The sequence below is a fragment of the Microcoleus sp. POL10_C6 genome (assembly GCF_036701585.1).
GTDB lineage: Bacteria > Cyanobacteriota > Cyanobacteriia > Cyanobacteriales > Microcoleaceae > Microcoleus.
This window is the reverse complement of the sequence record NZ_JAUBRB010000004.1, coordinates 135,589-161,372: the sequence shown is the minus strand read 5'-3', so window position 1 is coordinate 161,372 and position 25,784 is coordinate 135,589. Positions and strand designations below refer to the sequence as shown.

17 protein-coding genes are annotated in these 25,784 nt (G+C 44.6%); 4 read left to right on the top strand and 13 right to left on the bottom strand.

The annotated features are described in order from the left end of the window. Positions 1-32 precede the first annotated feature (32 nt). Positions 33-1,030 (bottom strand): IS630 family transposase gene (locus QUA34_RS03895; protein WP_333384169.1). Its coding sequence is split into 2 segments (ribosomal slippage): positions 33-640 and positions 640-1,030, totalling 999 coding nucleotides; the frame shifts between segments, so codons are not numbered across the junction. A gap of 113 nt (positions 1,031-1,143) precedes the next feature. Next, a complete protein-coding gene (locus QUA34_RS30125) occupies positions 1,144-1,287 on the bottom strand; it encodes a transposase (protein WP_199300937.1) in 144 nt (47 codons plus the stop codon). A gap of 67 nt (positions 1,288-1,354) precedes the next feature. Between QUA34_RS30125 and QUA34_RS03890 the strand changes: the two genes are divergently transcribed. Continuing rightward, positions 1,355-2,836 (top strand): transposase, encoded by a 1,482-nt coding sequence (locus QUA34_RS03890; protein ID WP_333045418.1) that lies wholly within the window; start codon positions 1,355-1,357, stop codon positions 2,834-2,836. A gap of 353 nt (positions 2,837-3,189) precedes the next feature. Here QUA34_RS03890 and holA read toward each other — a convergent pair whose 3' ends face one another. Next, complete coding sequence (gene holA, locus QUA34_RS03885; RefSeq protein ID WP_333384165.1) at positions 3,190-4,146, bottom strand: DNA polymerase III subunit delta; 957 nt, start codon at positions 4,144-4,146, stop codon at positions 3,190-3,192. Continuing rightward, positions 4,143-5,558, bottom strand: coding sequence for a DNA polymerase III subunit gamma/tau (gene dnaX, locus QUA34_RS03880; protein WP_333384162.1), 1,416 nt, complete (start codon positions 5,556-5,558; stop codon positions 4,143-4,145). Before dnaX ends, holA begins: the two co-directional genes overlap by 4 nt. A 257-nt stretch (positions 5,559-5,815) precedes the next feature. Here dnaX and QUA34_RS03875 point away from each other — a divergent pair, with 257 nt between their 5' ends. Further along, positions 5,816-6,016: a hypothetical protein gene (locus QUA34_RS03875; protein WP_333322514.1), complete on the top strand. Its 201-nt coding sequence runs from the start codon at positions 5,816-5,818 to the stop codon at positions 6,014-6,016. 251 nt (positions 6,017-6,267) lie between these two features. Here QUA34_RS03875 and dnaN read toward each other — a convergent pair whose 3' ends face one another. Continuing rightward, positions 6,268-7,665: a DNA polymerase III subunit beta gene (gene dnaN, locus QUA34_RS03870; protein WP_333322510.1), complete on the bottom strand. Its 1,398-nt coding sequence runs from the start codon at positions 7,663-7,665 to the stop codon at positions 6,268-6,270. Between the two features lie 22 nt (positions 7,666-7,687). Between dnaN and QUA34_RS03865 the strand changes: the two genes are divergently transcribed. After that, positions 7,688-7,924, top strand: a complete 237-nt coding sequence (locus QUA34_RS03865) for a hypothetical protein (protein ID WP_333322507.1) — start codon at positions 7,688-7,690, stop codon at positions 7,922-7,924. Positions 7,925-8,388: 464 nt separating this feature from the next. On the opposite strand, the gene QUA34_RS03860 is transcribed toward QUA34_RS03865, so the two are convergent. From QUA34_RS03860 to QUA34_RS03830, 7 genes are all read right to left on the bottom strand, one after another. Then, entirely contained in the window at positions 8,389-9,816 is a 1,428-nt protein-coding gene (locus QUA34_RS03860) for a DEAD/DEAH box helicase (RefSeq protein ID WP_333322503.1), read from the bottom strand. 209 nt (positions 9,817-10,025) lie between these two features. Then, on the bottom strand, positions 10,026-11,267 hold the full coding sequence (locus tag QUA34_RS03855) for a hypothetical protein (protein WP_333322501.1): 1,242 nt from the start codon (positions 11,265-11,267) through the stop codon (positions 10,026-10,028). Positions 11,268-12,185: 918 nt separating this feature from the next. After that, a complete protein-coding gene (locus QUA34_RS03850) occupies positions 12,186-12,503 on the bottom strand; it encodes a helix-turn-helix domain-containing protein (protein ID WP_333316113.1) in 318 nt (105 codons plus the stop codon). After that, positions 12,472-12,822 carry a hypothetical protein gene (locus QUA34_RS03845; protein ID WP_333147495.1) on the bottom strand — a complete coding sequence of 117 codons (351 nt, stop codon included), beginning with the start codon at positions 12,820-12,822 and terminating at the stop codon, positions 12,472-12,474. The genes QUA34_RS03850 and QUA34_RS03845 overlap by 32 nt, the downstream gene beginning before the upstream one ends. Before the next feature lie 743 nt (positions 12,823-13,565). Further along, the gene (locus QUA34_RS03840) at positions 13,566-16,985 is read right to left on the bottom strand and encodes a plasmid replication protein, CyRepA1 family (protein WP_333384157.1); all 3,420 of its coding nucleotides are present in this window, start codon (positions 16,983-16,985) and stop codon (positions 13,566-13,568) included. Between the two features lie 532 nt (positions 16,986-17,517). Continuing rightward, a complete protein-coding gene (locus tag QUA34_RS03835) occupies positions 17,518-19,251 on the bottom strand; it encodes a helix-turn-helix transcriptional regulator (protein WP_333322496.1) in 1,734 nt (577 codons plus the stop codon). 300 nt (positions 19,252-19,551) lie between these two features. Then, positions 19,552-20,367, bottom strand: coding sequence for a DNA methyltransferase (locus QUA34_RS03830; protein WP_333322494.1), 816 nt, complete (start codon positions 20,365-20,367; stop codon positions 19,552-19,554). Between the two features lie 295 nt (positions 20,368-20,662). Here QUA34_RS03830 and QUA34_RS03825 point away from each other — a divergent pair, with 295 nt between their 5' ends. After that, complete coding sequence (locus tag QUA34_RS03825) at positions 20,663-21,637, top strand: tyrosine-type recombinase/integrase (RefSeq protein ID WP_333322492.1); 975 nt, start codon at positions 20,663-20,665, stop codon at positions 21,635-21,637. A 244-nt stretch (positions 21,638-21,881) separates the two neighbouring features. Here the strand turns inward: QUA34_RS03825 and QUA34_RS03820 are convergent, their stop codons facing one another. Further along, positions 21,882-25,760 carry a hypothetical protein gene (locus tag QUA34_RS03820; protein WP_333322490.1) on the bottom strand — a complete coding sequence of 1,293 codons (3,879 nt, stop codon included), beginning with the start codon at positions 25,758-25,760 and terminating at the stop codon, positions 21,882-21,884. Positions 25,761-25,784: the final 24 nt, after the last annotated feature.

The following is a 25,784-nucleotide window of genomic DNA, read 5'->3' as shown; positions in this document are numbered from 1 at the left end:
TTGGGTTCAGGAACCAACAAAGCGGTAAGTAGTTAAGCAAAATTAATTACATAATTATCTCCAAATTCTTTAAGAATTATTTCTACAGATGAAACAAGAGATTGCCAGCTAGAGTAGGCATCTATTTCGAGCCATTGATATTTGATAAACCGCCACAAAATCTCAATTAAATTCAATTCAGGTGAATAAGTAGGTAATTCAAATATAGTTAAACCGCGTTCTTTCCATTCTTCAATTTTCTCGAAAATGGCATTGCTAGTATGAATAGAAGCTTGATCTACTACAATAACTGTTGGACGCTCCACCACAGGAAAGAAAGTATCTATGCAGGCTATGATTACATCAGAATTAATAGTCTGCTCTGAAACATAAGCATGCAGAGTGTTTTGCCGATTCAGGATTCCCAAGACATTTAAACGCTTAGTTCTACGACTATCAATTGACAAATATTCACCAATATCTTGCCATCCATAAGGGACACAAGGGATGCCACAAAATCCGGATTCATCCAAATAGTATAAATCAATTTTTCCCTCATCTTCTAATTGTTTTAATTCTGACAACTTTTCTTTTTTTTCCTTGTAGTCTATGGGGTCTGGCTTGCCGCCGACACCTCGACGCATCCTATGCCAACTCATTCTTTTTTTTTAATTATTCTCTTAATTGTTTCCGTACTTATATTAACCGACCATTCTTTTTTGATTTTTTGTACTACTTGCTTTAATTGTTTTGGTTGCAATTTTACCCAGTCTCTAATTTGATCGGATTGTGCGGAATTAAATGTTTCTTTTCTGCCTCTACCTGGTTTATTATATAATCCGAGCATCCCCTCATATTCCCATCGATTCAACCAGTTATACATGGTCTTATAACTAATTTTAAAGATTTTCATTAAATTTTTATTTTTGATGTTTTGTGAAGCTAAAATTAGAAAATGGGCTCTCTGGCGCACTTGATGATGTCTGCTTTCGCGATAAATTCGGTTTAGCAATTTCAAGGAAAGTGGATTGATATCTCGAAGTAAAAACATATAAAACCTCTTTGAACCAAACTTAATGTTTCTTATTATATCATATTAGTTGTTTGTGTAATTAATTTTGTTTAACTACTTAGACTTCCACCTCACTGCGCGATTACAACGAGCTAATTACACTTATCTGTCAGTAGTTGTTTTAAGCGTTCGGACACTGCACCAATCAACACCTTCTTGCGTCTAGCTGGAATCCAAACAAAATGGTATCTAATAAGCGTTACTGATGTAATCTTTAGTCTGTATTTATCTTGCATATTGATTGTCGTTAAGTCGTCAACATCTACAATAACCTCGTACAATAATTTAAGGAGGTGGTGCAATTTGCTTTTAAGCTTCAAATACAAACTTAGACCTAATCAGCAGCAATCCCAAAAACTAATCCAGTGGCTCGATATGTTGAGAGCGAATTACAATTGGTGCTTGCGTGACAGGATTGATGGTTGGCATCAGCAGTTTATTTGCGGTGATTATTGCGACTTGAGGACTCAGGTAGAAATAACGCCTTTGACTTGCGGTATTACTAAAGGAACCCAACTCGCCAACCCCTGGAAGGAGGGCGGCGGTAAAGCCCAAAAAGAAGGATATAAAGATACATCTCCTAAGCGGTCAGCATCATTAATGCAAGATGCAAATCTGCAAGAGTTAAAAGAGGCAAGACCTTGGTATCAAAGTATTGATATTGGAGTATTGCAGTCAATTCCAGCCAGAGTTAATGAATCCTTTAATAAGTTTTTTAAGGGCGCAGGGTTTCCGAAGTTTAAGCGCCGTCACGATTTCAAATCGTTTAGCTACAAACCAGGAAGAATCAAGATTAAAGGTAACAAAGTTTACCTCCCTAAAATTGGGTGGCTGCGTTTCTACAACTCTCGCGTTATCCCCGAAGGATTTGAGATTAAAACCGTAACCATCAGACAGAAAGTTGATGGATGGTATATCTCGGTCAGGATAGAAAACAAAGATATACCAGGCTTCCCAGTAATTCCAGATAGTGAAATCAAAACTATCACTGGCTGCGATATGGGGTTAGGTAAATTGGTTTATCTCTCTGATGGCAGCGCCATTGATAATCCGCGATTTGCTACCCACAAGAAAGCTAAGCGTTTGATGCGAATCAGACAGCGACGGGTTAGCCGTAAGCAAAAAGGTAGTAAGAATCGCAGTAAAGCTCAACTTAGAGTGAGCAAGCTGCACAATAAAATTCAACAGCGTCGCGAATCTTACCAGTGGGATGTAGCTAATCGGATTATTAAAAGATCCGATGCAGTTGTAGTTGAAGATTTACAGATACAAAACATGATGAAGCGGTGCAAACCTGTTAAATCTGAATCTGGTAGATTTCTCCCCAACGGTCAATCGGCTAAACGTGGTTTAAATAGTTCTATCGCTGATGCGAGTTGGTATGCGTTAACTCAAAAACTTGAATATTTGGCTGTGAAGTCAGGCAAGAAGCTGTACCGAGTTAACCCAAGGCATACCAGTCAAACTTGTAGCAAGTGTAAGCATATTGATAAAGATAGCCGCAATGGTGAAAAGTTTATCTGTACCAATTGTGGGCATATTGATGATGCAAATTTGCAAGCTGCAAGGAATGTGAAAGTTAAGGCGATAGAAACCTACAAGTTGAATATTGTCAAAAAGATTAAATCGAAAATGGTACGGCGGGACTCGTCGAAACCAGTACAGTTGAATCTCTTTGAGGTTGAATTGTACGAACGCTCGTCAGTTAACACGCTGCCTTTAAAAGGCAAACGGCGTGTGGGCGAGAACCCACAGGGCAAGCAATTGTCTCTTTGGGATATTTAGAGCGAAATCTCTAAAGAATCCCATCCCCTTTAGCGGTGGGAGTGTCAACTTACAGATTATCCACTACCTCCTGTTGAGCAAATCTTGGGCTTTCTCGTTTGGATGATGCAGGAAAGATGAGCTGTTATTAAACAAAAATAGCGACCTAGTGCGATAAATAAACTCAAAAACTTCTTTGATAAATTAATGATAAAAACAACTTCTTTATCACTACAATTAATTAAGACTTACGCATAAACTCTATCTGTAGGGTACACCGCGCACCTTACTGCTACCAATAGTGTTGCAAAGCAGTTTTTGCCTCCAGGATTGTTAAGGAAAGACTGCCGAATTAACTCGGCAGCGCTTTCCTGTTATTTAAGGTGAGTGAGTTGAGTGATGCTGAGCAAAGCAGGCAACATCGAGTCAGGCTTATCTCCTGTTTTGAGAGCAATTTCTAAATCAAACAAAATGGAGAGCGATCGACTTAAGAAGTTCGCAGATACTTCCTTAACCTCCTGCTTAAGGAAATACAGCCGTTTGGGGTTACTAATTCCGCACATACTAGCAATTTCGCTATCAGAACGTTGTTGGTCGGAATTGATAGTAGCTTTTACCCACAACCAAGTTTTAAACTGAGTTTGGAGAGTGGCAATAATTGCTAAAGGAAACTCGGCCCGAGATAGCAATTCATCAAGCACCTTAATTGCCGCCACTGCTTGACCTTTTAAAAGAGCTTCGGCAAGTTGAAAACAGTTGGCTGTGGTAGCTGGAACGAGGATTTTAGCAGCTTCTTTCGTAATGCGAGCGCCTGCTGCATAAATGGCTAATTTCTCTAGTTCACTGACTCTTCTAGCAGAATCGTTGCCAATTGCTACTGCTAGATAGCTGACAGCATCTCTGGCAATTGAGAGATTCTTTTGTTTAGCAGTAGTAGCGATCGCACTTTCAATCAAATCAGTACGCCAAGGGGGAATGAGAGTAAACTCCTTAAGTTTACCAAACAGCAATAAATGCTTGACTACCTTGAGCCGTTTGTCGATAACAGCAGCAGTGAAGACTAAGTGCGTTGTAACAGGTAATTGGGGCAAAATTTGCAGCAATTCTAGCCCCATTTCTCCAAATTGCTTGAAATCGCAATTTTCAACGACCATAAGTTTGTTTCCTCCGCCGAAAGGAACTGAAGCAGCAGCAGAGAGGGCTGCATCCAGGGAAGAAGCATCGAAGCGGTGGATGTTGAAATCTCGCCATAGAGGATGAGTTTGAGTCTTAAAATTTTCAACTTCTCGTTCAATTGCGTAGGTGTCATTCCCAATTAGGATGCTAATCATGCTGCTAACTCCTCCTGTTGTTTGACAGTGACAGTAACAGAGCGGCCTAAAGCTTTAGTAACAATCCGCTGCACGGATTCAAGGTGACTCTGAAACTTGTTGGCGTATTTTCTTTCTACTACTAACACACATGAATCAGCAGAAAGTTCGGCAATTTGAGCGCGGTTTAAGAGGCTACGATTGCCTGGTTTCGCTGCTGCTACTACTTGCGCCCAAGTTGTCTCAAAGTCAGGAGAATCTGCCTCTATTTTTTGAGGGGTTTTATCAAATTTGTCGGGCTGATTAGATGGGAAAGTTGCCGGCAATCGCATTTCCTTGGCTACAGGTTTGCTTGACAGCATCAAGTTCAGCAGGCAAACTTCTAACCAGGTAGCCGCATTAGTGCTAGTTCTCAATTGAAATTCTGATTTTTGCAATTGTGTACAAGCCGCATCAATTGTTTCAAAATCGAGATGAAGAGCGAGCGAGCGCAGTTGTGAGTAGCCTACTGGCCCTGCAATTAAATTCTGGCAGTGGCCCGTTGATTTGACAATGAGCAAATCTCTCATTGCTGCTAGCAAGCTGCTGAGAATAAGTTTAGGGGTTTTGCCGCTGTCAATGAGCGTTCTCGAAGATTGCAGTACGCTTAAGGTATCGCCAGAATGAATGGCTTTGAGAAGGGCGATCGACTCTTGCTCGCTGATACTGCCAGATACTTCTGCAACTTGAGTTAGGGTAATCTCTGAGTTTAGCAGTGAAAGCTGAGAAAGTAATTGTAGGGCATCTCTTAACCCCCCGTCACAGGTACGAGCGATCGCCCGCATGGCCTCACTTGCGATCTCAATAGATTCAGTGGAGCTAATTTTGTGCAATTGTCCGATAATAGCATCAACTGACAAGGCTCGGAAGTTAAAAGTTTGGCAGCGGGAGATAATTGTCGGCAGGACTTTATGTGCTTCAGTCGTACAGAGAATAAACACCACATGAGCCGGAGGTTCTTCAAGGCATTTGAGGAGAGCATTTTGAGCGCTGGTACTGAGTTGGTGGCACTCGTCTAAAATCCAGATGCGGTAAGGGCTCATCGCTGGGGCAAAGTTGCTGTGTTGTATTAATTCTCTGGCATCATCCACGCCATTGTGAGAGGCAGCATCGATTTCAGTTACGTCTAAGCTTGAACAGGAGTCAATAGTTTTGCAGCTTGAACATTCTCCGCAAGGAGTGGCGGTTGACTTTTTGCTATTCAAACAATTGAGGGATTTAGCAAGAATGCGAGCGGTTGAAGTTTTGCCTGTTCCTCTGGGGCCAGTAAATAGGTAAGCTTGAGCAATTTTGTCGGAGGTGATGGCATTGGTCAAGGTTGTTTTGATGGTGTCTTGACCCACTAATTCTTGTAGGTTTTTGGGGCGGTATTTGAGGTGCAGTGGTTGGTACATTTTGAGTCGTTAGAATACTTCTGGTAACTATTCCCCGATAGGGGAGCCGTGAGCCGTGCCTGAAGTTAAACTCATATGACTTACGCATAAGCTCTATCTGTAGTATAAAAATTGTGCATTTTACCGCTACCAATAGTGTTACCAAGTATTTTTTGCGTAAGTCCTGGCTCAGTTGTTGGCGCTGGCGCGCCGAACACACTACCGCAAGAAAAAATTGCTAAACCATCTGCTGCTGAGATACAGCAAAAAAGCACGGCATGAAGGAAAAATCGAAAGCAAAAGGTTTGAGCGAGTGGAAACTGATTCCAGATCCCAATACTGGGGCAATTTACACCCCGCTTACTTGCGATGTAGGGAGTTTTAAAGATGCCAATTGTCGGCTGTCGCGAGCTTATTTAAACCAATGGAGAGAGACATTAAAACTCACTAATTTACCAGCAAAATCGTTGCTTAGCTAAAAAAAAAGTAGTAAAATATATGTGGTGTTTGTAGACAATTTACTGTGGTATGGGCAAAAACCACTTAAACCCTCCTAATTTATAAGTAGTTGGACAGAAATATTTACCCAGATATAATTTTGTAAGGCTCACAGGAAGAAAATTTTAGATTTTATTTTGTGTAATTAATTCTGTCCAACTACTTACAGCAATAGGCTCCAAATTTTTGCAGGAGAGGGCATCAAATATAGATGCCACTCCCACATGCACGACTATTCTTGCGGAGCGACAATATATTCGCACTCTAAAGCCTCTGTACCCGACGCAGGCGTTCCAAACGGTGCAATCAGTAGGGGAGCGGTAGGAGTTGCCATTAACACCCGCAAATCAGAGCTGGAAATTGCTTTGGCTGTATCAATCAAATAGCGGATGTCACACTTGAGACAAAACTCACAACCCCATAGCTTGGCATCAACTGTCTCAGTTCCTGAACTGAGAGTATTGTTGAGTGATGCTCGCACTTGTTGGGCATCTAAATCGAATTCTAAAATAGCTGTTAGGTGAGACTTGTCGCTGTGAGAAGCTAACCTCTCTAAGGCTTTTAAAAAGCTCAGCCTCTCAACCACCACTTGATGGCTAAATTGATGCCGATAGGGAGCGATAATTTGGTCACAAATTGGATATTGCCCTTCTAGCAACTTCGTTGTCAACCGCCAATTATTCCACTCGAATGCGACAAAATTACTAGGTTGCTCTGGCAAACCTTCATAGTAAATCGTAACTTTGTCAGCAGAATTCAAAGAACGCTCCAATAACCGGAGTACCTTAGCAGGGACAGTAAAATTAACTACTTGACGGCTCAAAAGATAGGAATTGCCGCTTTCGTTCAATCCTAAAACCATTGCTATCCGATGCCCATCTGTCGTCCAAACTCTCAGTTGATCGAGTCCTCTGTCTGCGTCGTGACTGAGTTGAAAATTCCCTCCTGTTAAAATGCGTTTGTTTTCCTCAGAACTTACAGCAAATAAGCTAGCTTTTAGGACAGAAATTAACACGCTAGCAGGAAGCGTTACAAGTTTCTGTTGAACGCTGGGGATAGCCGGAAATTCGTCCGCAGCTAGCCCGCGAATGGCGTGCTTGCTTCTTGACGCACTCAGAGTGGCACTGACTGATGGAACGTGGCTTCCTTTAATAATTTCAGAAGAACTCTTTAAGGTAAGGCTGCCGTTAGGAAATTTTCCCAGAATGTCAGCAAGTATGGGTGCGGGGATGGTAAGCTTTCCAGATTGATTGACATTCGCACCAAAGCTCACTTGCATTCCAAATTCTAAGTTGTAGGCAGTTAGATGCAAATGTTGAGTTTCTGCATCAGCTTCAATCAAAATATTGGACAAAATGGGATGGCTGCTATTGCTGGGAATGATGCCTTTCAGGGCTTGTATATAATCGTTGAATTCTCTTGAATTGCAGGCAACTTCAATAGCTGATGGGAGAGTAGAAGGGGAAGGCAATATTGCCTCATTTGACAATGTTTCTAGAGAAGGAGCATCGACGGCTGGAAGTGCTGCAAAATTTGTGCAAGTTTGCGAGGCTTCTACTTTTTGTGGAGAGATTGTTAAGGGTTCGCAAACCGAGTCAGTTTCAGTTGTTGCTTTGACTGATTTCTTCACAGTTTTGGCAGAATTATGTGCTGTGGCACTCGAGCGTTTTTTCTTAACTGTTCTCTCCAAATTTTCCTCTTTAGGGGGTGTTCCTGTTAGTCGAGATTTTGCCATAATTAGTCTGGTGTCAGGGGTGCGATTGGCCGCTGCGGTAGCAGCACTTATTCAGGTTGTTGAGAAAGAGGAGTGGGAAGGGGAAGGAGAAGGAGAAAGAGAAGGAAAAGGAGAAAGAGAAGGAAAAGGAGAAAGAGAAGGAACCCACGCTTAAAAACATAGGATTGAAGGGTAGACATTTTGTATCTAACTCGGTGGGTATCGATACAATTATTGATTTTTTGAGCGTTGCTATCAACCCACAACTAAAGTTTTTTTCTCCATCTTTATCTTCTCTTTCCCCTTGCCCTTTCGTTTCCTTGTTCGCCTTATTTTATAAATAGGACTTACGCACAGACTCTACTTTAGGAATTACGCAACTGGCATAGTCCAATCGATTTGTAGGGTGCGTCAGACTTTCGTTATAAGGCGATTATCGAGGGTTTGGGATAGTAGCGCACCTTACTAATTGTGCCAGTTGCGCCCAGGACTGTACTTGTAGGTGCTGATGGCACACGTTACTACTACAGATAGTGTAAAAATTGATTTATGCAGCCTAAGTCCCGATGGAGAAGCTTTTTGAAAGTTGAGTGTTACTGACTGTTTTCTACAAACGTATGTGCCTCTTGGTTGAAGACTTTACCTCTTGGTTGAGAAGTTTACATTGTACTTGAGAATTTTATTGTTTGAGTACGAGTCATTGGGGGCAACAAATAATATCCGATATCGGCAGCGGCTTGCACCGACATAATAAAGTCGATGGTACTCTTTAAGTTTCTGTTGACTGCTCAAATCTTGACCGATTAACAATCTGCTGAAAAGGTCGCTTCCGTCAATGCCAACTTCATCAAAAGTGCTGCCTTGCGAATTGTGAATAGTCAGAGCAAAGCAATTGTTAATTTCAGCAAACAAGTCATCTTTGAACCAGTAATATTTCCTCCAAAGAAATCCATTGCGTTTAGCACTCTTTAGCTTTTCTTTAAGTTCAGCCTGGTAGCGCTTATTTTCAGACTCGTGCAGGACAAAGATTTGCCGAAATAAACCGTCATCAGTCACAATTTTTAGCAGCCAAACTCGATAGCCTCCGTGCTGGTTAATCTCAACTTCCTTGACGGTAAATTCCGTTGAAGTCGGCAAAATTACGGTTTTGCCGTCAGGTGCCATGACGGGTTTTTTGGTAATTAGCCTTTCTCCCGGTACAAATTGGGGTGCAGCTTGACCGTAGACTTGTTCTCTGATAAGCTGATTGTAGTATCTGACTCGTTTGTTAGTCCAGCACAGAATTCTGAAGCGATCGGGATTTTGACTAAATTCTAGATCGATCGTTTTGACGGCATATTGTAGCAGCGTTTCTGATTTAACTTTGAATGCACCGTTTGACTTGTCTCCTTTTTTGTATTTAGAGTGTGGCAAAAATATGTCTGCTTTGCTATTGACAAAAGAGCGGCATTCTGTTATGAAATCGAGCACAGGGCTTTCCCCTGCTTGCCTGACAACTTTGGTCAGTACAGCTTTATTGGTAATGCTGAAAGCAGGCGACTTTTTTTCTCCTACAGGATTGAGCTGAGCGGGGTCGCCCATTAAAATTAGCTTGCGGTGATTAAAGAATGTGCGTTCAAAATTGCGTTCTATCCATTTCCACAATTCGCTTCCAACCATCGAACATTCGTCGAGGAAGATGATATCGTAGAGGTGAAGGCTGCTGGAACTTGTCTGTGACAAAGCTTTTTCTTGTTCTTTTCTGACCATGCCTAATCCTAAAAGTTGGTGTATTGTCATAAAATCTACTCCGAAAATGCCTTGAGACGCTGCCATTTTTCTGAGGATGCCGACTGCTTTGTTAGTAGGTGCTGTGAGGGCAATGCGTTTGCTTTGACTCAAGAGTTCTTGGATAATTTGAAAGACGATTGTGGATTTTCCAGTTCCTGCGTAGCCGCACAGCAAGAAGAATGACTCGGTAGTGGTTAGAAAGCTTCTTAATTTGTCGATGGCTTGCTGCTGTTGCGGTTTGAGCGTGAAGGGAAATTGTGTAAGTTTTTGGGGTTGTTCGAGTAAGGTTTGAATCATTAGTTACTGTCCATTACTAATTTTATCAATTTCTGATTAAGCGTTAGCTTGACGGGGAAGTCTTTCAAGAGTAGGTTTTTTAGATTCCGGGCAAGGAAGATTCCTAAGTCTTGTTAATAAAAATTTTAAGACAAATAGGAAATTTTTCTGTTTTTTGTTCCACCAAAGAAGCACCGTCCACACCCTACGAAGTGCTTGCTACTTCCCACTCATCTCGTAAATGGCGTCCTTTCTAAATCAAGTTCAGCAACTTTGGCGAGAGCTTCTAAACGCTTGTTTAATGTTTTATGTCTGGGACATTCTACAGCGTACTCGTATTTATAACCTGTATGTTGAAGTTCGGAAATTTGGCAATCAATTAAGTTGCTCAGGTGGCCGACTAGCTTTTTGACAGGTATTAGCCACGCCTTAGCTAACGCTTTAGTACGGAACCCAATCCAAGCTGTAAAGTAGGAGCCGTCTTCGCTAATTTGATAAGCCACATTGGGCGATAATTTAACAATAGGTTCGATGCGGGCAATACCTAAACCTTTGAGTTCTGTCAAGCTGTAACTTAGGAGTTCTCCGCTGTTCCAATGGATGTGAAATGGACGTGGCTCTTCAACGTTCAAGCGTTGGACTGTCCCCATTCGTTGAACTCCTTCTCGGTGCTGTAAAATGCAATCTCCCTCTCTAAATCCGTAGAATCCTTGTTTCTTGGCTAGGTTTTCTAACTGCTGCTTCCAGGCTTCTTCCCAAGCTACGTCAAAGTCAAGAAGTTCGTAATTTTCTTCGCTCAATTGTCGAGCTAGTTTTTCTTTCAACTGCTGTTTTTGGAGCGGCATAGCGAATTCTAAGAAATTATCGGGCACTTCAAGAGCTAAATGCGTCTTAGCTCTGATTCTGAGTTCATTGACAGACAAACAGCGGGTGTCTTTTAATTGCTGGGGTGCAGGAATATCTATAGTACAACTTGTCAGGTAGCCGGGAAACAAGTTGATGGGAAAGAGATAAGATTGGTCGAGAGTAGAGATAAGAATGTGGTGTTCACTCAGCGATTCTACTTTGAAACGAGTTGCGTTACTAAATTGTATTTGTTCGGAATTAGCGAGTACGATAGTTGTGCAAGCTGGAAGTTCTCCAGCAGTCTTTTTAGGGATAAACTTAGGAACGAGAGAGATTTTGAGGACGCGGATTTCGTCGAGGTTATAAGTCCAAGAAAATGAATCTTGACCGGAAATTGCGTCCCAAGTAATTGTCACAGGTTTTTCATTTTTGTTGAGAGAAGTAACAGTACCGTATTGGTTGCCAGTTTTAACGATATCATTTAACGTGAAGGGATATTGTTGAGAAGGTGCGGGAATGAGGAAAGGAAAAATTACGGCAGCTACTTCTTTTATTTGAGGGGATTCCTGGCTTGCTGATTCAGGAAAAGTGTGGTGGGGGTTTATAAGAGAGTTGTTAGCGTTCATAATGCCAAGAAGTTAGTTATCACTTAACTTCTCCCGCTAGGGGGTAGCTTTAAATTTGCAGGTGTCCTTAACAAAGGATTCTTGAGCCACCAATTGCAGGAAATAAATTAGCTGTTGTTAGAGGGAGGCTCTGTTGCGATCGCAAGCTATACTACTATTAGCCATATCTACGATTGCACAGCTATTAATCAGAGTATATTTACTCATACAATTGTAATTATCCGTACAAATGCGATAGCTCTAAAGCGTCAATCAAGACTATGATAAAAACTTGTAGTTAGTACAATTTAAAAACTCGGATGCTAACAATTTATTTAGTTAAGAGCATTCAATTGATAAAAAATTCTCCCAGCTATCAGTAGGTACTGTCGCTGGGAGAAATCGCTGGAAACTCGGTTATTCAACTAACGCAGGTATCTCGATTAACTCGATTTTAAACCTTCGCTGCATTCGCCATTATTCTTTAGGCACAGTAGGCTTTGGTTGGATGTCAAAAATAATCACAAATGTGCGCGTTTTAACTAACCGCTTCAAAACCCGTAGATGATCGTCTGCATCGTTTCTCTTACGAAATCGTGCCACAATAACACGCTGACAATTAGGAAGCAGGCTAATGATACACCACGGGTGCAATTTTTCAGAGTAGGTCATTTTAGTACCTCAGCATTAAAAGTAACAGATTGTGCTCTTGTTTCATTGCTTGCCAAGACAGTAATTGAATAATCTTGTCAAAGACAGGTCACGGTGACATTGATATTTGACAAGGTTTGTGCTAAGACAAGCTCCAATTATTTTTTGATGCTGAAAAAGCTTGATGTATAGCAGCCAACAAAACTGTTAGAACAAGTCAGCAGTATATGATTGCGACAACGTATACAGTCGTTGCCCTAAACAGTCTTTCCGTTATACGCGCCACTATTAATCCAGGCTATTCTCTTCGCAAGGCGGACACAGGAAAGCCACCAATGTCTCTGGAATTTCCTCAAAATGCTCCAGCAAAAAATCCATTAAAGCCAAATGACGCAAATCGACAGCAGTAGGAAATCTGCGATTTTTACCCGTTTTAAACCAACGCCGCACTGTAGAATCAGAACGAGAACAAATAAAAGCGATTTCCTCATAACTCACTCCCCACTTTGCATAAAACTGCCTCGGTGTCATTCGCAGTTGGCATTGACTGTAAACTGCAATCAAATTGCGTTCTCTATCGGTCAGATTCTGCTGCTTTTTTATCATCCTCAAACTTCTCCAAATCTTCCTCCCAGGCAGTATCAAACTGACACCACGTTGCACTTTTGGAATCAGGAGTAAGGCAAATGATATAACACCACATCCAACAGCATTGACATTGTTCGTAGTTGTAAAATTTGCCGATAACCATTCCTCTGTCAGCTTCTTCGCTAACACCCGTCCAGCGCACCATTTCGCCACAGTTAAAGCGCGGGGGATGAATTTTGGCAAAGTTGGCAGGCAATTCAATTGCAGGCGGCATATCCTTCAAATGTTTTAGTGGCAAAATTGAAATCAAATCTCGCTTTCCTTTTGGGATTGACATGAGTTTTTAACTGTGCATCTATTGCACCTGATTTGTTTTGATAAATTTTCAGATCAATTTCTCGCTAGAGAAATTGCAGAGCGACATTTCTTTAAATCACTCAATGAAAATCTCTAATATTAGAGCCTGCATTAATTGCAAGCGGATGCAAGCACAATCGTCTGATATTCACGCACTTCAAAGATATGATGGGAGGCTAGGTAGCATCGATTGCTGAGCGCGCGACAACTGACAGATATGCCAACAGAGATGAAGCGTTTGGAAAGACGCTATCCTCTATCAAACAAATCTCTAATTTAACTTGTGAGGGATTGGAATCTTTCAAGTTTTTACCGGATACCTGTCGGAGTTATTATTTATTGGCTTGAGATATGTTTATTGGCGATCGCTCGCAGCATTACTTGCTTTGAAGAGCGCCAACTGCGCCCCCCACAGAACTCCTGCGATAGGGGTATTGCGGTCTTTCGAGGCAATATAGTCTGAGACCGCACGCATAGGTGAGCGCGATCGTTCCATCCGCGAATTCCCGTCGAGATCGCGTTTGAAAAGTATTTTTTCGGCGAGCCGGCGCCGCGAGCGTCTAATACTGTACTGAGACGCGGCCGGACTCAGATGAGTCTTTTACATGAGGGTAAAGGCTGTGAAGTCCTTAGCAGAGTAGGCTCTGCGGAACAGACAATCCTTTACAGGTCGCGCTGGGACTAAACGAATCGCACTTTTTGGCAGCGTTCTCACCTTGCCCCTCAATCCGCCAGCTCCAAACGGCGATCGCAAGTGTGGACGATCGCACCCGAAAGCAACGATTCCACCATCACTCGAGCGCCTGAGACAGCTTTAACCACATATTTTTGAACCTCACCAACAAACCGCACAAGCGCGCCCACCTTCAATGAGTGTCCTGCGTTCGCAGCTTCATCAATTGGTGGCACACCCCCCGATATCTTCATATCTTTATCCGACCCTGTGCCGCCAGGAACCCCTTCCAAACATGGAGCCACGGTTTCTGCCAAAGAGATAGCCTTCTCATCCCGCTGCTGCCAAGCTGCAAAAATCGCCGACCTGCCGTCGTTGGGGAAATGGAACTGGTAAACTCGAATGCGCTTGGACTTGCCCAAAGCATCTCGTTCCTCCGACCTTTCTTGGCGAACCAGTCGCAGGGTAAAGCCCAGCTTCCCCTTCAAAACGTACTGAACCACCTCCATTGGGTGGGCATTAGGGTGGACGTTGATACCCAGAAAATCTTTCACGTCCGCAGAATACTGCTTAACCCTTTGAGCAAAGGCTATCACCTCCGGGTCAGTCCCTCGATACTCCCTGTCTGAGTCAAAGAATTCCATCAGCCCCAACTTTTTGAGAGCTTCCACAGAAGCTTTCAGGAAGCGCAAATCTTGCGGGCAAACCTTCCCTTGACCCCTTTCTTGATGGCCTGCCAAGTGATTTTTATCTCGTTTCCTGACAAACTCTGGGTCATGGGTCAAATAGTAATGCAGGCGAATTTGAGGCAGCCAGCCGTCGTCGTCCTTCAATTTCAGCTCGGGCGTCACCGACACACCATAAGTCTCTTGCAGTTGGTACTTGCGCTCTTGATTGAGTTCGCCGTTTGTCTTGGAGCGCTTGTCCTTCAACTTCAGATACTCAGACAGAGTAATATCAGGAGCACCAGCAACAGCATCCGCTTCTACCCTGCGGTTCTCTTGCTGAATTGACTCAGCCTCTTCCTTAACCAGAGCAGCTCCGACATTTCGGAGAGTTAATTCATTTAACCGAGCATCAACCTCCCGGACAAGCTGCTGCAAGAGCTTCCAGTTTTTGACCGCGCTGGCTGCTATTTGCTGCGCTAATCCCTCTAAAAGGAGTTGTTCTAGCTGATTTTCTCGGCACAGTTTTACCTGAAACCCTTCAGCTTTTAGGCTGTACCTAATCGCCTCCCTGTAATGCCACATTCCGGCATTAATTCTAGCAGCCATTTTTGCCCAAGTTCTCAGGTGAACCGGGTCGTGGGCCGCGTCGATGTCGAAGTCAACTCCTTGCAGCAAGCGAATATTGGTTTTGATAACCTTCTGCTGGGAAGCGAGGAGAGCTCGGTAAGAAGCGCTGCCGTTGCCAATTTTGCCAATGCCAAAGGGCGCTGTCCAAACAAAGACTGGAACATTTTCATCCCTGACGCGAGCGAGACCTTGCAAGGCATCGTTGACGGCAATTGCTCCTTTGAAAATGCCGAATACGGCTGTAAAATAACCGCGAATGTCGATGCTAACTCCTGTGCCAATGGTGGGGCTAGCGATGATGATGTCGTAGTTTTGAATGGTGGCATTAAGTTTCTCAACGCAGCCACAAGCAGGGTGGTTGGGGTCGGCTACTGACTCGCTATCAATCCTGAGAATGCGCTTGTTGGGAAATCGTTTTTGCAGTTGTGTTTCTAGGTTGCGACACGACCATTTTCCTTTGACTTTTTGGGAGTCTTCAACAACCATAATGTGGGGCCTGTTTCGATCGAGCGGGCAGCAGAGGGCGCGACTTTCAAGGTCGCAGCCGGTGACTTCTCGCGACAGAATTTGCTCCATTTGAGCGAATAGTGGTGCGGGACTTTGAGTGGCGTAGAAGATCGCGTCCCGCTCTTTTTTAGGTTTCCATTCGTTGACGGCAATCCAAGGTTCGAGAGGGATGCCAGCAAGCGCCTTCAAGTAGTCGATCGCGCAATCAGATAAATCAGCATCCTGGGCAACGATTAAGCCGCCGGTGGTTAAGACGGTGCGAATGAGTTCTTGCAGGGTTTGCAAGATGGCGACGCGGTTTTCGCGGCAGGTGCTGGAGTTCAAGGCGTGCCAGATGACTTGTTCGCACTCATCAATGAGGACGATCGCCCCAGACCAGTTTTCGGGGTTGAAACGGGCCATTGAGTGGGGGTGGAGGCTGTCTACACACAAGCCGTACCCGAATAATTTGCCTTCCGGCGAGTTCTTGGTTTCGTCGATGTAGTTGATTCCCAACCCGGCGCAGATGGCGCGGCCGAGCTGAATCCTGTGGGTGATGACTAGCACGCGGCGTTCGCCCGTGTTGAGGGCGTGGGAAACCAGGTGGGCGAGGGAGCGGGTTTTGCCGGTGCCTTTGGGGGATTTGATGCAGGCTAAGCCGGCCTCTGGATAGGGGAGTTCTCCCAGATAGCGAGAATTTAGCGTTAAAGACGCGGGATAGGTTAAAAGCCATGATTCCCTATCCTGCCAAAATTGGAAGCCTCGTGCTGCGTTTTGGAGGGCAATGAGCGCATCCTCGCCTCTGGCTACCACGAAATCGTCGATGCCTTTCTCCGGTCCTGGCAGAGTGATGACGCTGACGGAGCATTTGGCGGTCGTGAACAGGCGGCCGAGTTTGTCAATCTCGCGGTTGACGTTGAGGACGGTAGAGTGCTTGCTGTCGCGATCGAAGCCGATGTAGATTTCCCGCCCTGGGGTGGCGAAGTGTTGGAGTTCGGGGATGAGATAGGGGTTGCACTTCTCCCCTAGCGCGTTTTTGGTTCTGACACCCATTGTAACGCCGGGGAGGGCAATGGCCGCGTAGCCCATTGTGAGCAGGCAGGCGGCTTTTTTTACGCCTTCGACGATGATGACGGGGATGTTGTTGAGCCAAACCCATTCCCAGAATTGAGGGGGGTTCGTGGGGTTGCGGAGGAGCACAGGGGCAAAAGGGAGATCCGTCTCCCCCGTTCCTGTACTCCCCATCTCTAAGTCCTCTGGGTTTTCTGGGTTGATGGGGACGCCGTGGCGTTCTGCAACTTTTGCCCAGATGTGGTCTGGGACTTGCAGGAAGAAGGCTCTGGTGGGGGTTTTGGGGGGGTGTTCGTATTTAACGGGCTTGGTTTTACCGTTTGGGTCGAAGCTGTTGCGGGGCTGATAGGGTTTGAAGCAGCCCCAATACATGGGCTGCCAGTTGTTGAGGGGGTCAAGGCCCGAACACCACCAACCACCGTGTTCGATGTGGCTGTAGTGTTTTCTGGCCCACCGCCATTGTGCGTCGGGGTGGACTCTGCCGGAGGCGGCGTTAATTTCGTAGAGGAGGTAGGCGTAGGGGGCGTCGCCACTAAGAGTTTGCACGTTGAGGGCGAAGATGGCGGAGTCTACGCCGCTTTCTTGCCATTCAGTGAGGGTGGACTTAGACAAGACCATAACGCACCCCCATGTTGGCTGTGTTGACCTTCTGGCCTAGTAGCAATGCGAAAGGCACTCCAAGTTGCACCCGAATCTGGCTACCGCCAGAGCGCCTCATGAACGGGTCAGATGGGGTTAAGTGGACTATGAGTCTCTGTGAGGACTGATTTTGAAGGTCAATGCCTGTGCTATCTCGATAAATCTTCACCGGGCTATTCCTTGAGTGGGGAACATCCCTTTGTCTCATGTTCTGAAAATCGCTGCTTGCACGCCGATCAAAGATAATTAATTAATTAAGATAATCCAGGCGTAGTAAAGTTCTGAAACGCTTGCTGTAAAACGGTTTCAAATTTGAGAGGTAGCTAGATCCGGGTGTTTTGGTAGCTAGATCCGGGTGTTTTGGTAGCTAGATCCGGGTGTGTCCGTAGTAAAGTCGTAAGCCTTGCCAGATAATAGTTTGAAGGTGATTTTGAGGTCATTTTTGCCTTACTACGCAAAACTCCAGCCTTACTACGCTTGGGGCTGGAGTTCGAGTTAAAGGGATGGGAAGCTAGATTGACAGTTCCGGTAGCACTTTAGGCAAGATTTTTCTGAGGTGGGCGGCGGTTTTGGGGCTAATTGGCTTGCCGCGCTGAAGCTGTGAGACTAGCTGCTGAGATATGCCCAGCTTTTCGGCGATGGCTCTTTGCTTCGTCCAACCCTTTGCTTCACAAGCCTTCTGTATCGGTTCCCACTCTAACGGGGCAGCAGATGCTGATTTCCGTTTCCGGGGCAAAGATGCTGATTTTTTAGCAGCTATCAAGGCAGGAATTTTACCGGGAGGCTTGATGGTGACGCCAGCTTCTAGCAGTAAATCAATAATTCTTTTTTTGCAATCTTTGGGTTTACCTGTTGTACTTCCAGGACGCAACCATTCTGGGTAGGTTTCAGAGTCATATATAATCTGCCAATCTAACTCAATCAATCGCATTAAAGCTTTACCCCACCGCTCCTTTATATCTTGAGCTTTGTACTTAACAGACCGCATTAATTCAATTTGATTTTTCGGCATAACCATCTCTAGGACGGTCTTAACCGTGTATTTTCCATTTGTATGAATGGCGCTTTCTGTTGTTATATTGATGGCAATTAAAAATGCTAGCTCATCATGATAGGGGTTCATTTTTAGCGTCGATTCTGAAATCCAACCAAACTCATATAAGGCCACTGGAGGCTTGGCATTCTTGCCAGGTTTATTAAAGAAAAACTCAGTCCATCTACCCGCCCGAATGAAGGCTACTATTTCTGTTGGTTCATCAATTTCATTTGTGAAAATGTTACGCTGCCCGTAGCGCTCCACAGCAACGTCCCAAATGAGGGAATTCATATCGCATCCTAGCTTCCCGATATTCCATTTAATGGTAGCGTCCAGCCTTCTCAGAAGCTTCAGGCATTGCTCTATCCTGAGTAACTTCTGGGAAGTGGTCATATCTTTACGCTCACCCCAACCCATTAAGTCTATGAGGTTAGTGCCACCATTTTTCCCAGTTCCAGCTAGCTTAATTTCAGTTCTCCAAGGCACAGCTTGTTGAAAAACATAGGCAGATAGTAAACAGTGGAGTTTGGCAGTATCTTTCCCCAAATTGCCAAATTCCTCAATAATTCCCCAGGCGGCCTTGCCTGTAAAGTAAAAATATTCTTTAGTAACTGGGTCTTTATCCTTTAAGGCTAACTTAACAAAACCCGTGTTGTAATTATCTCGAAAAAACACATTTTTATGGGCATCTTCTTGCCAATCCCAAATTCGTAATAAGGACTTGCAAGCCGTTCTAGGAGGGGCTGAGGTGAGTATTTGAGTGATTGTGGTGCTGATAAATACCTGGGGTTCGGTTGCGGGAACTGTTTTTGAAGCCAGCCCCAGCATAGCGGTTAACTCATCTAGTGTCCGATTGGATAAATCGAGTGGCTCTAGAAAAATTAAAGCTGAATCAAGTGCCACGTTTTTCCATAAATTTTCCTCGGTTCTACCTGCCTGAAGCCAGAGGGTCAGATGATTTAATATCTCCTCTGCTTTTGTCAAGTAGAAAGCATCATCAACTATCTGCTCTTTGAGAAATTTTTCGAGTTCATCAACACACTTAGGACTAAAGCCTTCTAATGTTTCATCCCTTTTAGTAATTTCGGTATGAATCCCCATTGCTACATTCAAGGCCAAAGTTTCTAAAAAATTCCCTTGGCGTAGCTTCTTGGCGTACTCTTGAATGCGCTCGCCATCTATCGTGGTGGTGGTAGTAGATAACTCCATAGCCTAGCCTCTTCATGCCAATAATAGTTACAGGTTTGATAGACAAATATCTCACTTGCTTTATCGAACCGTTTTGTAAGGAGTAACCCGAACTTTCCGTACTACCACGCCCTGTATCCCCAAAGCATTTGCGTTCCAGTGGTGGCGAGAGATAATGTGTTTTTCCACTAACTTCACGATCGAAAGCTCTCCCATATACTTGTCCCAATTCGCTCGTTACTACAGTTTACCATAACGCTATTATTTTAACATTTTCCAGTAATAATTTCCTGCTCTATCGCTGTTAATTTCTGCCCGAAACTAAGAACTGTTGATACAAGCTATTGTCAAATCTCGATCATCCCCTAACCCACAAACAGCATTCGCACAGAGGGACGTTATGCTTCCGGTTTTTCCACTAATTTCTCCTGCAAAGCACATCTCTAAGAGCGTAGCATCGGCATAGTCATAGTTATTAGCATAGGGCGGCGAGGTAATGATTAAATCAGCAAAATCATCCGGTACGCCAAGACAAGTCCGAGCATCAGAGCGAACGCTCTTAGCAGTATTAGCTGCTGTTTTTCCTGCAATTCTCATGTCTTGAACCTGGGTTTGAACCATTAGCTCAAAAGCTAACATCGGCGACAATACAGATTTTTTGGTTTGGTTTGGTAAGATGTACTGCCAAGGGGCAGTTCCAACGCAGGAAACATGGCAGAGAATGGCTATAATTGTCAGCCATACCAACTCGGATTGAGGAGAATCGTCAGCTAATTGTTTCCAAGCCTGCCACAATCGATTTAAGCCTTCAAGGGAGCGATCGCTTAAACAAGAACGAATCAAAGCCGGATAATTATCTACACAGCCCGACAAATTTTCGGCACGTATTTTGACCTTTCTTATATGCTCTAAATAAAGAGCGGGGTCAGTTCGATATAACAACTTGGCTGAAGCAATCCTAGCAACGAAGGGATGAGCTTCTACTCCCAAGCATTCAACCCCCATTTTCTCAGCAGCAAGCAGCGTCGTCCCCGCACCGGCAAATGGATCGAAGACAGTCGCACTCCCCCGTTCCAAGGCTCTAGCAATAACGGTTTCGACCCAAGAGGCCGAGAAACCCGCACGCTCATCTCGCACCAGCGGTGAACGGGCAACTTGATGTTGTCTGTAAAGGTTGAAAAGGTGCTGTTGCCCTCTTGAGAGACAGGGGGCGGCGCTAGCGGCAGAACTTCCCCAAGAGGCAGCTTTAATTGTTTGACCATCAAAATTTATGCTCGTTCACTCAATTGCAGCGATCGCCGCTGCGCCTGCAAGGTTTTGGAGCCCGCCGCTCATCATTAGTACGCTCGCCGAACGGACTGGTAAATTATCCATCTTTTTGCACCCCAGATTCAGGTAATCTGGTCTGGAAAGCCAAATTATCAGACCGGCTATGGACTTAGAACACGCTGCTAATTCCTTTGGAGAAATAACTTCGACGCGCGACCTAGTGGCAGAGCTGTTAGCTGCCAAGCGCTCTGTCAACACTAGGCGTGCTTATGAGAAAGACTTGTACGATTTCTTTGCGACAATGACGGGGCTCTCACCTCACCCGGCATTGGTGCGCGAGTTCCTACGGCTGAACCGTTTCGCCGCTGTCGCGGTGGTTCTCAAATATAAAGCCAAACTAATCGACAAGGGACTCAAGGAAGCGACGATTAATCGGCGACTGGCGGCGATCAAAAGTTTGGTGAATTTTGCTCGCAAGGTGGGCGAGTGCGAGTGGAGTTTGGTAGATGTTGAAGGAGAGAAGGTGGTTCCTTACCGGGATACTACAGGGTTTGGCCGAGTTGCTTCAGAGAATGTGGCGGCGATGCAGTCGGTATTGTCCATTCCTGACCGGAGTACGCCCCAGGGAAAGCGCGACTATGCAGTTCTCCGGCTGCTGTGGGACAATGCGTTGCGCCGGGGGGAAATCGGCGGAGCCAATATAGGCGACTTTGACCCGCTAGCCCGAACTTTGAATATTTACGGCAAAGGTAGGGGAACTCAAGCGCAGCTAATTGACTTGCACAACGCGACGGCAGATGCGATTTCTGATTGGCTGAGCGTGCGGGGAGCTGCAATGCCCCAAGAGCCTTTATTTATCGCTTTGACAAAGCGGGAATACGGGTTGAGGTTGAGCGGGTATGCTATTTACAAGCTTGTTTTCTCAACTTGCTCCGCTGCGGGAATTCCTAAAAGAATCAGCCCGCACAGAATACGCCACGCTGCAATTACGACGCTGTTAGATGCAAGCAACGGCAATACGCGAATGGCGCAGAAGTTGAGCCGCCATACCAGCTCGAACGTCCTTAATTGCTACGATGATAATCGGCAGAGCTTGCAGCGGGAAGCGTCGGGGCTGCTGGCTGGTTTGGTACGCTAAGTTGAGATTTGTATGTTCGGATGGTAATCGAATACAAGACTATGGGGAAACTCATCGAAACTGTTAACTTTCGTCTGACACTCTAAGATTAGTTGGGTGCGACTGGCTGAACCTTTACCAGTTACAGCAGTGCATAACTGCGTTATTAGCAGGCAAGCTGATAGAAGGGATGCGGGGCAAGTCAACGAGCGACGGTTGCAGGTAATGCAGCAAAGCAGTTAGACTAAAATTCAGAAGGCGCTTGTCACCCCCTGAACAAAATAAGATTGAGTAGATTCAGGGAGCGAGAGTTAAGAAAGTAGTTTGCTCTGAACAAACCCCGACGAATCTGCGCCAAGTCGTAACTTTTAAAAATCACCCAAGGAAAATCAACGAAGCCATTGCCGATGGGGAGAAAATCAGTAGCGGGGTACAAAGCCTTGACATAACGCTCCAGTAACATACGAAACCTGTGACTCACAGGCGAGTTTTCACTCTCTTCTGTAAATGAGCGCCGGAGAGTTTCATCTGCAACCAAGAAATGTAGGGGAACAGCGAAATACTGGTCGCTGAAATTGCTAGAGTCGCTAAGTTGCTGCGTAATCTCCTCATTTTGCTTGAGCTTTTGGATGAAATCAAGAGCGAAGTAAATTTCATTTTTTATATCTTGTGGGTAATTTTTGCGCCAGATATTTTCCAAAGCATTTATGAATTCTGGCGTCGCGTATTTACTGACTTGGGAATAAGGGTCGAACCTGTAAAGAGATGTCACCGTGTTATTATTCATTGGGACGAGCAACAGTGAACCATCCACATAAAAAACCTGCGGGCTGAGTTCGATCTCCAACAAGTCAGCCATGCAAGAGCATTGGTCAAATAAGAAATCAACGCCTAACTCCAATAGAGACGGTAAGCTGATTTTCTTCCTTGTCTGTTCGTAGGAAACAGCAGAATTGGGTGAGCAAGTAGACTTCTGTATAAAGAATTTCGCCGATTCAAAAAAACAAGGCAAATGTTCGAGAGCAAGTTTAACATCTCGATCTTCTGGATGTAGACGTTGATGGCTCCGCAGCCGCTGCATGAGAGACTTGATACGGGTACTAAACGTCTCGCCCCCCGAATACATCCCTTTTCCGCCAATGGGAATCATTGCTGTGTTGCGTCCGCAGAGATATCCTGCACCCGTAATTCTCGTCATTATCGCTGTTCGCAAGACGAGCAAGGAACCTATCAAATTTGCGACGCGAGTGATCTGACTTTGTTGCTTGCTGGGTACATTGGTGAATACTTTTTCAACAATGTACACCGTCACTTTCTTAGGTTCGCGATCATTATTTTTTCCCTCGGCCAAATCGCCCCGACCTCGATAGATGGTCTGAATAATTTCCATCAGGTTGTTTTCTATCTGAAACCTAGGTAGCTCGACGATTATGTGTTTTGCATGAGGAAAGGAAATGCCGCGAGAAGCTGATGATGTCATAAATACTACTCTAACCTGGTCTTTACATTCAAGGCGGCTTTCCTTGTCTGGATCTGAAAGGGAATGTATTTCCAGATAAGCCTTATTTTTATCGAATCGAGGCCGCCTCTTTTTGACCAAATCTATTAATTGTATCAGACGTTGCTTGTCCTGAATGTAAACCAGTAATTGGTCTGAATTTTGCTCAGAGACGTGGTGGATTATTTCGGTTACTAGGGAATCGTCCCGCGCTGACTGACCCAGTTTATTTTTAAGGGAGCCATCCTCATTAATTTTACAAGTCTCGAAGAAAACTTTGTAAGTGAGTTCAATAAGTCTTGCTGGATATGAGTTGGCGTTAATAATGGTGGAATCAATAATTCCTCGCCGTGCTGACTCATCAGTAAACGACTGAAAACTAAGCTCTAGTGGCTCTCGCTCATTCTCAACAGGAGAACAGTAAATCTTAGCCGGCTCCGCTTCCCTTGTACCGAGGTGCGGCTTAACAACTTCAACACCTATTAGGGAAGCGTCAGCAACAATCAGTTTAGTATTAAAACCATGCGATTTATCGAAGAGTTCAAGCTTTTTATCCAGCCATTTCTGCATGGCGTGAAACCACTCAACCCCAGCGCTATCGCCCGTCACTTCGTCAACCATAACAATGATGTTTCTCAGGCGTGAAGATAATTTAATCATTTCCTCTGAAATCACTTCACCCTGATTTGTAACCGAACGGAATAGTCTATGAAAGTTATCTAAGGAGTCTCCGTATTTATTCACTTTACGGAGGGACTGAGTAGAGCAGGTAATCACAATTTTACTCACGCCCTTATTGATGAGAGCGTGACCAGCATCGCACAGGCTCCTAATCACTCCCGTTCCTGATTTTTTATCGTAGCCAAGCGAATTTCCTGAAAGACGACTTATTTCCTGTCTCGCTCTTGTGAGATGCTTTCCCTCATCTCCAACGCCAATAAAAGTTACCCCTGACCAATTAGAAGTATTAGTATCGGCATTAGAATAATATTTGACTGTTGGCAAGCCGTTGTTGGTGGCAATAATAGCGTGGCTGGTATAAAGGCAGTACAGGTCATCAGCAAACAAGCGCCCCGATTCAGTTCTAAATTTATTGATTGTGTCTTCGTTAACCGATAGTCGCGGACTGACGTAGAACAGCAGGAAGCCCTCGTTAACGCGATCGCGAAGAAAATCCACCACTGTCATTGTTTTCCCAATACCTGGATTTCCGGTCAGGAACAGATAGCGACAGGCGGATGACAGTTGTTCCTTTATTATTTGGGCATGAGCATTCCTTAGCGTAATTTTCTGAGGGAGGTTGTATTTTGAAGTAATCGAATCATCCAGAGAATCCGATGGATTGTGAAAATTACTAATTATTTCAGTGAAAGACACGGTTCTGTCCGCAGTGGTATTCATATCGCACAGCGAGTCAACAAATTCTTTTACTTTCTGTTCCTGGCGATCGCTCTTGAGTTCATATTCTCCTGCTGCACTGTTTCCAACGCTGACTCCCATTCCACCAGGTGCGTACAATAAACTATCGGCGACACTTCGCTTGATTAAATTGAGCATCTTAACAAGCGTCCGCTTATAACTATCGATTGAATTCTCTGTGTCAGACTTTTCCTGTCTCTTCATCGACTTATATGCGTCGGCGCAACGATCAAGGATGTCGAAATCTTCCCGTCCGACATTCAGAGTGCTAATTCCCTGCGTCGTGTAACCGATCGCCGTGACTTGGACAGTTGCATCCTTTGGTATCCTGTTCTCTGATTCGAGAAACTTGACAAAACTAGCGGAGTACGATGCCGCCTGCACCAACTTAACAAAGTCCTTGTCGTAATAAGAAAAAGCTGTCAGGTAATCCTTTATGTCACGCCCAATTATTAATTCTCGATTGCTTCCTTCCTTTGTGTCAATTTTTAAGTGATGATAAACACTTTTGGACATTAAGCGGTGCAGTTCCACTCCGAGAGACTCAAGGATTGATAAAGCACTCGATAAATTCCACAAATCGCAATGTTCTCGTTCATCAGTTGCACCCTGATTTTCCCCTTCGTTCAACTCGCTGCTGTCATTGCTATCAACGGTGAATGCAGACAAATCAACGCAGACGATGCGATATTCCTTTTTTCCGCCTCCCTCCCCCTCTTTCGACATCAGCATTAATGTGTCCGCCTTTAAAAATTCCCCCGTTGTAGCGTATTTATTTATGTATGGGAAAACCTTATCTGGGGTAATGCCCAACTGGGAAAGGATTTGAGAATAGCGGTCATGTTCGTTTTTTTCCAGCGTTCTCATGCTGGTTGCATCCGAAAGACAGCACTGCACGTACAGCAATTCCCAATATCTGCTTGTATTAGAGGAGTACCCGAACGCATCCATCAGTTCGTGCCATAAACCCAAACCGCCAAGATGACCCCGCAGAAGTAACAACTTGCCCCATGTTGTCCATATTCGCTGACTCTCCGCGTCAATAAATCCCTCTTTCAATTTCATTTGGACGAGGCTATTGACGACTCCTCGATGATTGAGTTTTTTCAAATCATCGATGAATAAACCCATGTGGGCATATTTCATCCCTGTTTGATGAATCGCCGTCAATATTCCCGCGTTAAATGCTAGCTCGAAAAGATGTCCTTGTGCCTCTCTTATTTGCATTTACAGATCCTCTAAAACTTACAT

Bases quoted from the DNA above. Each gene is read 5' to 3' on its own strand.
- QUA34_RS03850 (WP_333316113.1), bottom strand. From the start codon at position 12,503: ATGATAAAAAAGCAGCAGAATCTGACCGATAGAGAACGCAATTTGATT.
- QUA34_RS03845 (WP_333147495.1), bottom strand. From the start codon at position 12,822: ATGTCAATCCCAAAAGGAAAGCGAGATTTGATTTCAATTTTGCCACTA.
- QUA34_RS03825 (WP_333322492.1), top strand. From the start codon at position 20,663: ATGGACTTAGAACACGCTGCTAATTCCTTTGGAGAAATAACTTCGACG.
- QUA34_RS03855 (WP_333322501.1), bottom strand. From the start codon at position 11,267: ATGAACGCTAACAACTCTCTTATAAACCCCCACCACACTTTTCCTGAA.
- holA (WP_333384165.1), bottom strand. From the start codon at position 4,146: ATGATTAGCATCCTAATTGGGAATGACACCTACGCAATTGAACGAGAA.
- QUA34_RS03860 (WP_333322503.1), bottom strand. From the start codon at position 9,816: ATGATTCAAACCTTACTCGAACAACCCCAAAAACTTACACAATTTCCC.
- QUA34_RS03840 (WP_333384157.1), bottom strand. From the start codon at position 16,985: ATGGTCTTGTCTAAGTCCACCCTCACTGAATGGCAAGAAAGCGGCGTA.
- QUA34_RS03835 (WP_333322496.1), bottom strand. From the start codon at position 19,251: ATGGAGTTATCTACTACCACCACCACGATAGATGGCGAGCGCATTCAA.
- dnaX (WP_333384162.1), bottom strand. From the start codon at position 5,558: ATGTACCAACCACTGCACCTCAAATACCGCCCCAAAAACCTACAAGAA.
- QUA34_RS30125 (WP_199300937.1), bottom strand. From the start codon at position 1,287: ATGCAAGATAAATACAGACTAAAGATTACATCAGTAACGCTTATTAGA.
- QUA34_RS03875 (WP_333322514.1), top strand. From the start codon at position 5,816: ATGAAGGAAAAATCGAAAGCAAAAGGTTTGAGCGAGTGGAAACTGATT.
- QUA34_RS03820 (WP_333322490.1), bottom strand. From the start codon at position 25,760: ATGCAAATAAGAGAGGCACAAGGACATCTTTTCGAGCTAGCATTTAAC.